We start from the raw sequence: 10,627 nt of genomic DNA, 5'->3' as shown, positions 1-10,627 counted from the left end.
GACCAACTCCGTGACCTCGCAGCTTGACTACGACATCGGCGCGGACAACGTGCACATCGGCCCCAGCGACTATGTGCCGTGGCTGACCGACCGCAAGTGGTGCCACATCCGGATGGAAGGCAAGGCCTTTGGCGACGTCCCGCTTAACCTGGAGTTGAAGCTTGAGGTGTGGGACAGCCCCAACTCGGCGGGGGTGGGGGTGGATGCCATTCGCTGCGCCAAGATTGCGATGGACCGCGGCGTCTCTGGCGCTTTGGAAGCGCCCTCCGCCTACTTCATGAAGTCGCCGCCCGTCCAGTACACGGACGACGAGGCTCGCCGCCGCCTGGAGGCCTGGATTAACGGCGAGCTCTAACCCTTGTCCGGGGCGCTTCCGGGCGGGACGGATTTCCTGGCGTTTTCCTCCCGCTCCAGTTCGTGCATGATCTGAAGCACACGCGTCCCGCGCTCGATGGAGTCGTCCCGGATGAAGGTCAACTCCGGTATGCGCCGTAGCGAGAGGCGCTGCACAAGCTCGTGGCGGATGAATCCCGCCGCCGCCTGCAGGCCCGTCAGCGCGGACTTCCTCTCCTCCTCCGTGCCCATCACGCTGATATAGACCTTGGCGTGACGCATGTCCTCGGAGTTCTCCACCTCCGTCACGGTAATGAGCCCGGAGATGCGCGGGTCTTTGACATGGCGGAGCAGCAGCTCGCTGATCTCCTCGCGGAAAAGCCCGTTAATGCGGTCGGTCCTGCGGCTCATGATGGCTCACCTCTCAGGGAATCCCCGGTCTGAAGAGCAGGCACCGCGGGCGTGAGAAAAACGGAAACGGCGGCTGTCGGACGGGGGACGGTACGGGGGAACGGGCTATGCGGCCTGGCCGGAGCGCTCCTTGCGGAAGAACTCCAGCACGTCGCCGACCTGGTAGTCGTTGAACTTGTCCAGGTTGACGCCGCACTCGAGGCCGGCCATGACCTCCCGGACGTCCTCTTTGAACCGCTTCAGGCCAGCGACGGAGCCCTCGTGGACCTTTGTCTTGCCTCGGAATAGGCGTGCCAGGCTGCCCCGGCTGACCTTGCCCTCCTGGATGAGGCAGCCCGCGACCTTCCCCTTCTTGCCCAGGCCAAAGACGGCCTTGACCTCCGCGCGTCCCTCTTTGACCTCAACTATGGTGGGCTGCAGCAGTCCGGTCAGGGCCTTCTGCACGTCCTCCACCAGGGTGTAAATGACGTTGTACTGCCGGATATCGACCCCTTCCGTCTCGGCCATGAGCTTGGCCTCCGGCTCCGGGTGGACGCTGAAGCCGATGACGAAGCCACGGGAGGCGATGGCGAGCAGGATGTCGCTCTGGGTGATGTTGCCGACGCCGGCGTGGATGATCTTGACCTTGGCCTTGTCCGACGACAGGCGCTCAAGGGATGTGCGGATAGGCTCCAGGCTGCCCTGGACATCCGCCTTGAGAACAATGCTCAGCTCTTTGATGGCACCCGCCTCGATTTGAGCGAACACCTCTTCCAGCGTGGTGGCCTTAGCCGGACCTCTGGCCTCCGCCTGCCTGGCCTGCTGGCGCTGCTCAGCCAAGGCCTTGGCAGCTTTCTCCTCCGGCATGACTATCATCAGATTGCCTGCCTGGGGCACGGCGTTCAGGCCCAGGATTTCCACCGGCGTCGCCGGCCCGGCGGTCTTGACGCGGCGTCCCTGGTCGTTGAGCATGGCCTTGATCTTGCCCCAGGTATCGCCCACGATCACCGCGTCGCCCACCTTGAGGGTGCCCCTGCGGATAAGCACCGTCGCCACGGGGCCTTTGTTGCTGTCCAGCTCGGCCTCCACCACGATGCCCGACGCGGGCCTGTCAGGGTTGGCCTTCAGTTCCTGGACTTCCGCCACCAGCAGGATGGACTCCAGGAGCTCTTTGATGCCCTTCTGTTGCTTGGCCGATACCGGAACGAAGATGGCGTCGCCACCCCAATCCTCGGCGACCAGCCCCCGATCGGCCAACTCCTTTTTCACCCTGTCAGGATTGGCCTCCGGCTTGTCTATCTTGTTGACGGCGACGATGATGGGCACGCCCGCGGCCTTCGCGTGGTCCATGGCCTCCACGGTCTGGGGCATCACTCCGTCGTCGGCGGCGACGACCAGCACCGCGATGTCCGTAACCTGGGCGCCCCGGGCGCGCATGGCGGTGAACGCCTCGTGGCCGGGGGTGTCCAAGAAGGTGATTTTCTTGCCGTCCACCTCTACCTGATAGGCGCCGATGTGCTGCGTGATGCTGCCCGCCTCGCGGGCGGCCACGTTCGTCTTGCGGATGGCGTCCAGGAGGGTGGTCTTGCCGTGGTCCACATGGCCCAGGATGGTCACCACCGGGGGACGGGGCTTCAGCAGCGCGGGGTCTTCCTTTTCCTCGGCGGTGGTGCCGACGGCTTCCGCGGGGGCGGGTTGCTCCTGCACCTCAAAGCCCAGGTCCGTGGCCACCACGGCGGCTGCGTCAAAATCCAGGACCTGGTTGACGCTCGCCATGACGCCGTTGCGCATGAGCTGCTTGATGACGTCCACGCCGCTCATGTTCAACAGGCTGGCCAGTTGCTGTACGGTCAGCGTTCGGGGAAGGCGGACGGCGCGAGCCGGGCCAGCCGCCGCGGGCGCGGCGGTCTGCGTCGCGCCGGAAGCGCCTGCCTGCGCCACGGTCACGTTCCCCTGGGGAGCAGTCCGTTGCTGCGACCTCTGGGGTCTGGTTGATCTTCGCCGTCCTCCGGCGTGGGGCCTGGCCATGTTAAGCGCCTCCTGCCGGAGCCAACGTCTCAATGAAAGCCAAGAGCGGCGCCTTGTCCTCGGGCGTGAGCTTGGCGCGCAGGGAATGCTCTAGCCGACCCTGACGCACCGCTTTGTCCCAGCAGTCACGCTCTCCACAGACATAAGCGCCGCGGCCAAGCTTCTTGCCCGTCTTATCCACTTCTATCGTCCCCTGGGGTGTCCGCACCACGCGCATCAGGCCCCGCTTCTCGCCGGTTCGCCGGCATGAGACGCACGTCCTCTGGGGGACAGGCTTGACATGCGCAAGTGAAACTGCCATAGGAAGCACCTATCGGATGAACCCCTCGTATTCTTCTTCTTCTTCATGTGCGGGCTTTCGGGCCCTCTTGGGTTTCTTGGTCTTGGCTTTGGCCGTGTCTTCCTCGCGCGCCTTCTCCGGCACCTTGCCCTTGCCGCGGTCCCCCAGGATATCTTCGGCGAAGCGGATCTTGCTCTTGCCCGCGGCGACGACCTCCGGGATCTTCCAGACGATCTCCTCTGGCAGCAACCCGGGCGTCGGGGCCTCTTGAGGAGCGGCTGCTGGCGCAGGCTCCTCCGCGGCGGTCGCGGCCTCCGCCGCGATGGGAGCGGGCGCGGCGGTCGTCTCTTCAGCCGCAGGCGCAGCCTCTGCCGCGATGAGCGCGGGCGCGACGGGCGCCTCCTCGGCCGCGGGAGCGGGCGCAGCCTCCCCCGCAGCGGGCGCCGCAGCCAGGACAGCCGCCGTGGCTTCGGCCTGCTGGGCGGCGCTCTGGGCGCGCGCGGCCTCCACCTCCGTGGCGCTCTTGATATCAATGCGCCATCCCGTCAGCTTGGCCGCCAGCCGGGCGTTCTGCCCCTCCTTGCCGATGGCTAGGGAAAGCTGCCGGTCGGGCACCACCACGCGGGCGGTGTTCTCGGCCTCCGTAAGCTCCACGCCCAGCACCTGCGCCGGGCTCAGAGCCTTGGAGATAAACACGGCGACGTCGCGGTTCCACTCCACCACATCTATCTTCTCGCCGCGCAGCTCGTTCACGATGTTCTGGATGCGCAGGCCCCGCTGGCCCACGCATGAGCCTACCGGGTCAATGCCCTGCTGGCGCGTCGCCGCAACGGCCACCTTGGTCCGCAGCCCAGGCTCCCGCGCGATGGCCTTGATTTCCACCTTTCCCTGAGCTATCTCGGGGACCTCCAGCTCAAAGAGCCGGCGGATCAGGTTCTTATGGGTGCGGGAAAGGATGATCTGTGAGCCTTTGGGTGTCTTGCTGACCTCCAGGACGAAGAGCTTCACGCGCTCGCCGTTGCGGTATCGCTCGGACGGCACCTGCTCGGTAGGGGGCAGGATGCCCTCGATGCGTCCAAGGTCCATGATGATGCCCCGCGGGTCAGGTCGGACGACGACGCCAGAGAGCATTTCGCCCTGCTTTTGCGCATACTCGGCGTGCACCAGGTCGCGCTCCGCCTCACGCAGGCGCTGCATGACCACTTGCTTGGCCGTCTGCGCGGCGATGCGTCCGGCGTTGTGGAACGGGATCTCGCTCTCCACTGTGTCGCCCAACTGAGCGTTTGCCTTCAGCTTTGCGGCGGCGGCCAATGTGACCTCCCGCTGCGGGTCGGCCACCTTTTCCACCACGGTCCGGAGCGCGTAGACCTTAATGTCCCCGCTGGAAGGCAGAATCCTGACGGTAATGTCCTGGTTCTCCGCCTGGAGTTCCTTCTTGAAGGCAGAGACCAGCGCAGCTTCCACGGCACCCAGGACCACCTCCTTGGGGAGGTTCCTCTCCGCCGCGAGCTGTGTTATAGCTATCAGGAATTCGCTTTTCATCGCAGGGCAGCTCCCTTTTAGCACCCACTCCGGCCAACAAAAAAGTGGGCTGGCCACCCACTTCAAAGAGCCGGGATTTAGGTAGTGGCAGTATACCAGACCTCAGGGGGCAAGCGCAAGGGTACGTACTCGTTCAATACATGCGCAGTATATGCGGGACGGGGATGGCGCGCGGTTAGCCCTTGACTTTTCCGCGGGATGGCCTGTATACTCCGGCCCGTGGCTTGTGCCCTGCTTGTAAACGGGTATCCAGGTCAAGGTCAAGCGTCTCCTCGTCGTAAGCCTTGGCCCCGAACAGCAGGCAACTTGGCCATAGTATCTCTAAGGAGGGCCTTCGGATGGCTCTAGCGGACAAGACCCTCACGTGTCGGGAGTGCGGCGCGTCGTTCGCGTGGACGGCGGGCGAGCAGGAGTTCTATCAGCGGCGGGGCCTGCTTAACGAACCTGCTCGGTGTCCCCAGTGCCGGGCGCAACGCCGTCGTACACGGGGCGATCAGGACCAGGGGGCGCGGCCAATGTTCCCCGCGGTATGCGCGCAGTGCGGCGCGGAGACCCAGGTACCGTTCCAGCCCAGGCTGGGACGCCCGGTCTACTGCAGCAACTGCTTCTCAGCGGTCCGAGGCACCGGCCAGCCCAGCTAGCCTTCGCATCGGGCCCCTGCGCTCCGGCCGGATTGCAAGCCTGCTGCGGTGCGGAAACTCCGCCAGCCATTGGGGCGGAACAGGCTATTCTCCGCGTGGGCCGTGCGGTCTGCCTCTGCCCGAGCCTCATCTGGCAATCTCAGGCCTGCCTCAGGGTTCCGTGTGGTGCGTATATGCGCCGTCCCGCAATCCGGCGGCGCCAGCCGCGCGTATCACCTATGTGAGTTCACCGCGCTGGAGTACATAATGCGCCTGTCGTCACTGAAGCTTCTGCTGCTTACCACGGCGATCATGGCATTGGCTCTGGGGGCTTGCGCGGCCCCTCCTGCCGTCACGCCCACTTCCGCTCCCGTGCCCAGCCCCACGGTAGCGCCAGCTCCAGCGACGCCTACGGCAACTCCGGCGCCTCTGCCTCCCACGCCCATTCCTCCACCGCCGCTGCCCACAGCCACGCCGGTCCCGGCGGCAACCGCTACACCTCGTCCAACGGCGACTCCTGTCCCCGCGACAACGCCCACGCCGGTTCCCACGGCGACACCCGTGCCTACCGCGACGCCCACACAGGTCCCCCGCCAAATTCTCACGCCCACGCCTGTCCCCACGGCAACGCCCACTCCAGGCTCCGTGGTGAACGTGGAAATCGGCGACTTCCTGTTCACTCCCTCCAACCTGACTGTTCCGGTGGGCGCGACTGTGGTCTGGGCGCAAAAAGGTGCCAGGGTCCATACTGTGACCTCCGCCGGGTCGAGCCAGGGGGCGTTCAACTCAGGCAGCCTCCAGCCCGGAGGGACGTTCCGTTATACGTTTACGAGCCCCGGCAGCTTCAACTACATATGTTTGAATCATACAATCATGACGGGCCTGGTCACGGTCACGTCAGGCACGCCCGCGCCGACTCCCACGCCCACACCAACGCCAACACCCACGCCGACGCCAAGTGGGACTACCGCCGCAGTCCTGCCTCGCGCGGACGTGGACGTCATCAACTTCGCCTTCAGCCCTCGCAGCGTCACCGTGGCCGCCGGGGGAACCGTCACCTGGACGCAGAGGGACAGCACGAGTCACACGGTTACCGGCCCGGACTGGGGTTCCGCGAATCTGAGCCCGGGCCAGAGATTTACGGTGACACTCGCGCGTCCGGGCAAGATAACGTACGTCTGCAATAACCACATCTCCATGAACGGAGAGATCAACGTCGTCGCCGTCGCAACGCCGTCGTCCAGCTCGACCCCCTAGGCCCGCGTCCTCCGCTTGTTGGTACTGGCGCGGGCAACGCGCCAGTAGCCGCGCCCGTCCTCTGCTTTGACTAGGGGTCCCCTCTGTGCGGGGAAGCCCTATAATGGGGCGTGTGCGGCTGGCCGGAGGCCTCATCATGCACATTGGTATAGGCCGTATCCAACTTCGCCTGCCCGAGAACGATTCGCTGAAGGGCAAGCGCCACACCCTTCGTTCCGTGATTGACCGGGTCAAGGGGCGTTTCAACGTTTCCATCGCGGAGGTGGAGGATAACGACCAGTGGCGCCTCATCACCCTCGGCGTCACCTGCGTCAGCAACGACCCGCGCCACGCCAACGAGATGCTCTCCCGCGTCGTGGACTATATTGAATCCAGCTGTGGTGACGCCGAGCTTCTGGACTACCAGGTGGAGATCGAGACGGCCTTCTAGCCCCGTGTATAATTGAGGCGTCCGCCGTCTGGCGAGTAGCGTGAGAGTATGCAGTCAGAGAGAGGCAAGCCGGTGTCGGGAGGGGCTCCCACCCCTACCGTCGAGGACTACGTAGCCGTCATCTACGGCCTGGTCAGTGACGCCAAGCCTGTCACCGCCTCGCAGATAGGGCGGCGGCTCGCCGTCTCCCTGCCTACTGTCGGCGCGACGCTGCGCCGCATGGAACGCGACGGCCTTGTGGTGTTCCAGGAGCACCGTCACATAGGCCTCACGCCCGCGGGCGATCGCCTGGCCGAGTCCATGGCCAGGCGGCACCGTCTGGTGGAGCGGCTGCTGACGGACATCCTGGGCCTGGGCTGGCAGGACGTCCATGAGGAAGCCCATCGGCTGGAGCACGCCGTTTCCCCCCGCGTGGAGGCCCGGCTTTCGGAGGTGCTGAAGCACCCTTCGACGTGTCCTCACGGCAACCCCATTCCCGGCAACGCGACTCCGTCCCCCGCGCCGACCCTCCCGCTGGCCCATGTCCCGGAAGGGGAGCGAGTGGTGGTCCGGCGCATCACGGAGGACGCCGAGAGCCAGGATAAGCTCATGGGCTTTCTGGCGCGCAACAAGATACTGCCGGGCTGCGTGTTGCATGTGGTGGAAATCGCCAGCTTCAACGGGACCATGCTTGTCCGCAGCGATGGCGGGGACGTAACCATCGGTCTGCCCGCGGCCAACGAGGTCTGGGTGGAGCGCCTGGGCGCCTAGGCTGGCAAGCCCCCCCCCCTCCCCAAAACAAACCTGTCGTCCTCTGTTCACGCACCTCTTGACAGGCAAGAGAAGTTAGTATATGCTAACTGCTACGTTTAGCCCATACCAATATTCTGTTGACGCCAAATGCATAGTTAGGAGGAGTATCCCTTGAGCCTATCCCGTGTATCTCTGACCGCGCTTCTCGCGCTGGCCGTCACGACAGTGGCCGCATGCGCCAGCCCGACCCCTGCGCCGACGAGCGCATCGCCCGCGCAGTCGCTGGCGGGGCAGGCCATCACCGTGTACTCCGGTCGCGCCGAGGAGCTGGTCGGTCCCATCATTGAGCAGTTCACCAAGGACACGGGCATCAAGGCGAACGTTCGCTACGGCGGCACGCCCGAACTGGCGGCCGCCATCCTGGAGGAGGGCAGGAACAGTCCCGCCGACGTGTACTGGGCGCAGGACGCTGGCGCGCTGGGCGCGCTCGCGCAGAAGGGCGTCCTTGCCAGGTTGCCGGACAGCATCTTGAATAAGGTGGACAAGCGGTTCCGCTCGCCGAAGGGCGAGTGGGTGGGCATCACAGGCCGCGCCCGCGTGGTGGCCTACAATACCAGGAAGCTCACGGAGAAGGACATGCCTGACTCCACGCTCGGTTTCACTGACCCGGAGTGGAAGGGGCGCATTGGCTGGGCGCCGACCAACGGCTCGTTCCAGGCCTTCGTCACGGCAATGCGGGTCGTGGAAGGCGAGGCGAAGACGCGTCAGTGGCTGGAGGGCGTCAAGGCCAATCAGCCCAAGGCCTACCGGAACAATACCGCCGTGCTGCTGGCGGTGGCGTCCGGTGAGGTGGATGTGGGCTTCGTCAATCACTACTATCTGTATGCTCAGCTCAAGGAGAAGGGGTCGTCGTTCCCGGCGCGGAACTATTACCCGCGGGCCGGTGACGTGGGCGGGATGGTGAACGTGGCGGGTGCCGGCGTCCTTTCGACCTCGAAGAACACGGAGGCAGCGCAGCGGTTCATCGACTATATGCTGTTGCAGAAGGCGCAGACGTTTTTCGCCGGTGACCGCCCTGGCGATCCGTACGAGTATCCGCTGGTCTCCGGCGTGCTGATGCATTCTGATCTGACGCCGCTCTCCCAGATCAAGACGCCCAACATCGACCTCAGTAGCTTGAGCGATCTGGAAGGGACTCTCAAACTCCTGCGTGCCGTGGGGATATTGTAAGGGTGAATTCCGTAGCTGGCGCACCCCGTCCGGCGGGGGCTGTCGCGCGGAGCGGCGGGGGCTTGCGCACGCCCCCGCCGCCCGCTGCTCTCTGGGCGCCCGCGGCTTTGGTGGCCGTGGCCATTGCGCTACCGCTTGCGTATCTGGTCATGCGCGCGCTGGGCGCCGGCGGCGAGACCGCCGACCTGCTGCTCAGGCTCCGCACCTTTGAGACGCTGGGCCGGACGGTGGCCCTCGTCGTCGCCGTCACGGGCGCGGCGCTGGCCCTGGCGCTGCCTCTGGCGTGGCTCGCATCGCGATCAGACATCCCTTTTCGCCGCGTCTGGTCGGTGCTGCTGCCCCTGCCACTGGTCATTCCCAGCTACGTGGCTGGCTTTGTCGTGGTGGCGGCGCTTGGGCCGCGAGGGATGTTGCAGCAACTGCTGGCCGCGCCCCTGGGAGTCGAGCGGCTGCCGGAGATATACGGCTTTCCCGGCGCCCTGTTGACCATTGTTCTCGTGGCGTTTCCCTACGCCTTCCTGGCCCTGCAGGCTGCGTTGCGCGGGCTGGACCCCGCGCTGGAGGAGGTCTCGCGCAACCTGGGACACGGGCGGTGGGACACCTTTTGGCGGGTGACGCTGCCGCAGCTCCGTCCGGCTCTTGCCGCCGGAGGGCTGCTGATCGCCCTGTACACGCTGAGCGACTTTGGCGCTGTCTCTCTGCTCCGCTATGAGACGTTCACCTGGGCGATCTATCTCCAGTACCAGACTTCCCTGGACCGCACCATGGCGGCGGCTCTGTCCCTTGTCCTGGTGGCCGCAGCCGTGGTCATCCTGCTCGTCGATTTCTCTCTCCGCGGTCGTGCCCGGTACCATCGCGTCTCGTCGGGCACGCAACGCCCGTCCACGCCCGTGAAGCTGGGGCGCTGGCGATGGCCCGCCCTGGCGTTCTGCGCTCTGACGGTGACGGGCGCTCTGGTCATGCCCGTGGCGGTGCTGCTGTACTGGCTCGCCCAGGCGCTGCATGCGGGGGAGCCGCTGCGCGCCGTGTGGGGCGCCGCGGTAAACTCCGCCTATGCGTCCGGCCTGGCGGCGCTCGTTGCCATCGCCGCCGCGTTGCCCGTGGCCATCCTGGCGGTGCGCTACCCGGGCGTCGTCAGCGCGCTTCTTGAACGCTTTACGTACATAGGCTTTGCGCTGCCGGGCATCGTCCTTGCGCTGGCGCTGGTCTTTTTCGGCGCGAACTTCGCTACGCCGCTGTACCAGACGCTGGCCATGCTCGTTTTCGCCTACGTGATTCTGTTCCTGCCACAGGCCGTAGGGACGTGCCGCACCGCGCTGCTCCAGGTGAGCCCGCGGCTGGAGGAGGCGGCCCGCAGCCTGGGACGTACGCCTGCCCAGGTCGTCACGACGATCACGCTGCCTCTCATTCGTCCGGGCATCCTGGCGGGCGCGGCCCTGGTCTTCCTGAGCACCATGAAGGAGCTGCCCGCGACGCTTCTGCTCAGCCCCATCGGCTTCCGGAGTCTGGCGACGACGATCTGGTCCGCCACCGACAGCGGTTTCCTGGCCCGCGCCGCCGTGCCCGCGCTCCTGCTTATTCTGGTATCATCTCTCCCCATGGCCTTCTTCGTCATCCGCCAGCAGAGGACGAGACCGTGAGCAAGGTAGCGGTGCGCTGCACTTGCCTGACCAAGCGGTTTGGGCAGGCCCCCGCGGTCCAGGATGTAGACCTGGAGGTTGCCGAAGGGAGCACCCTGGCCCTCGTCGGCCCCAGCGGATGCGGCAAGACCACGCTGTTGCGGCT

12 protein-coding genes are annotated in these 10,627 nt (G+C 65.8%); 8 read left to right on the top strand and 4 right to left on the bottom strand.

Going from position 1 to position 10,627, the window contains the following annotated elements:
- On the top strand, positions 1-355 hold a 355-nt coding region (locus Q7T26_08880; GenBank protein MDO8532261.1), incomplete at its 5' end, for an inositol-3-phosphate synthase.
- On the opposite strand, the gene rbfA is transcribed toward Q7T26_08880, so the two are convergent.
- The 4 genes from rbfA to nusA all read right to left on the bottom strand — a co-directional run bounded on the left by rbfA (position 352) and on the right by nusA (position 4,573).
- Positions 352-744: a 30S ribosome-binding factor RbfA gene (gene rbfA, locus Q7T26_08875; protein ID MDO8532260.1), complete on the bottom strand. Its 393-nt coding sequence runs from the start codon at positions 742-744 to the stop codon at positions 352-354. The two genes, Q7T26_08880 and rbfA, sit on opposite strands and share 4 nt — an antisense overlap.
- Before the next feature lie 105 nt (positions 745-849).
- Complete coding sequence (gene infB, locus Q7T26_08870; protein ID MDO8532259.1) at positions 850-2,751, bottom strand: translation initiation factor IF-2; 1,902 nt, start codon at positions 2,749-2,751, stop codon at positions 850-852.
- 1 nt (position 2,752) lies between these two features.
- Positions 2,753-3,052 (bottom strand): YlxR family protein, encoded by a 300-nt coding sequence (locus Q7T26_08865; GenBank protein MDO8532258.1) that lies wholly within the window; start codon positions 3,050-3,052, stop codon positions 2,753-2,755.
- Positions 3,053-3,061: 9 nt separating this feature from the next.
- Positions 3,062-4,573, bottom strand: coding sequence for a transcription termination factor NusA (nusA, locus tag Q7T26_08860; protein ID MDO8532257.1), 1,512 nt, complete (start codon positions 4,571-4,573; stop codon positions 3,062-3,064).
- Positions 4,574-4,911: 338 nt separating this feature from the next.
- Between nusA and Q7T26_08855 the strand changes: the two genes are divergently transcribed.
- The 7 genes from Q7T26_08855 to Q7T26_08825 all read left to right on the top strand — a co-directional run.
- The gene (locus Q7T26_08855; GenBank protein ID MDO8532256.1) at positions 4,912-5,214 is read left to right on the top strand and encodes a zinc-ribbon domain containing protein; all 303 of its coding nucleotides are present in this window, start codon (positions 4,912-4,914) and stop codon (positions 5,212-5,214) included.
- A 246-nt stretch (positions 5,215-5,460) separates the two neighbouring features.
- Entirely contained in the window at positions 5,461-6,450 is a 990-nt protein-coding gene (locus Q7T26_08850) for a plastocyanin/azurin family copper-binding protein (protein MDO8532255.1), read from the top strand.
- Positions 6,451-6,586: 136 nt separating this feature from the next.
- Positions 6,587-6,880 (top strand): DUF503 domain-containing protein, encoded by a 294-nt coding sequence (locus tag Q7T26_08845; protein ID MDO8532254.1) that lies wholly within the window; start codon positions 6,587-6,589, stop codon positions 6,878-6,880.
- 48 nt (positions 6,881-6,928) lie between these two features.
- Positions 6,929-7,630 (top strand): metal-dependent transcriptional regulator, encoded by a 702-nt coding sequence (locus Q7T26_08840; GenBank protein ID MDO8532253.1) that lies wholly within the window; start codon positions 6,929-6,931, stop codon positions 7,628-7,630.
- A gap of 153 nt (positions 7,631-7,783) precedes the next feature.
- Positions 7,784-8,842, top strand: coding sequence for an iron ABC transporter substrate-binding protein (locus Q7T26_08835; protein MDO8532252.1), 1,059 nt, complete (start codon positions 7,784-7,786; stop codon positions 8,840-8,842).
- A gap of 2 nt (positions 8,843-8,844) precedes the next feature.
- Positions 8,845-10,482, top strand: coding sequence for an iron ABC transporter permease (locus Q7T26_08830; GenBank protein ID MDO8532251.1), 1,638 nt, complete (start codon positions 8,845-8,847; stop codon positions 10,480-10,482).
- Positions 10,483-10,493: 11 nt separating this feature from the next.
- Positions 10,494-10,627, top strand: a 134-nt coding sequence (locus Q7T26_08825) for an ATP-binding cassette domain-containing protein (protein ID MDO8532250.1), incomplete at its 3' end; no start/stop codon positions are given.

This window comes from Dehalococcoidia bacterium, assembly GCA_030648205.1.
In the GTDB taxonomy this organism is placed as follows: Bacteria; Chloroflexota; Dehalococcoidia; order JAUSIH01; family JAUSIH01; genus JAUSIH01.
Note: the sequence above shows the minus strand (reverse complement) of the source record. Positions and strands in the feature narration are given on the sequence as shown.

What these genes read in the sequence shown, in the direction of transcription:
- rbfA (MDO8532260.1), bottom strand. Translation starts at nt 744, where the DNA reads ATGAGCCGCAGGACCGACCGCATTAACGGGCTTTTCCGCGAGGAGATC.
- infB (MDO8532259.1), bottom strand. Translation starts at nt 2,751, where the DNA reads ATGGCCAGGCCCCACGCCGGAGGACGGCGAAGATCAACCAGACCCCAG.
- Q7T26_08865 (MDO8532258.1), bottom strand. Translation starts at nt 3,052, where the DNA reads ATGGCAGTTTCACTTGCGCATGTCAAGCCTGTCCCCCAGAGGACGTGC.
- nusA (MDO8532257.1), bottom strand. Translation starts at nt 4,573, where the DNA reads ATGAAAAGCGAATTCCTGATAGCTATAACACAGCTCGCGGCGGAGAGG.
- Q7T26_08855 (MDO8532256.1), top strand. Translation starts at nt 4,912, where the DNA reads ATGGCTCTAGCGGACAAGACCCTCACGTGTCGGGAGTGCGGCGCGTCG.
- Q7T26_08850 (MDO8532255.1), top strand. Translation starts at nt 5,461, where the DNA reads ATGCGCCTGTCGTCACTGAAGCTTCTGCTGCTTACCACGGCGATCATG.
- Q7T26_08845 (MDO8532254.1), top strand. Translation starts at nt 6,587, where the DNA reads ATGCACATTGGTATAGGCCGTATCCAACTTCGCCTGCCCGAGAACGAT.
- Q7T26_08840 (MDO8532253.1), top strand. Translation starts at nt 6,929, where the DNA reads ATGCAGTCAGAGAGAGGCAAGCCGGTGTCGGGAGGGGCTCCCACCCCT.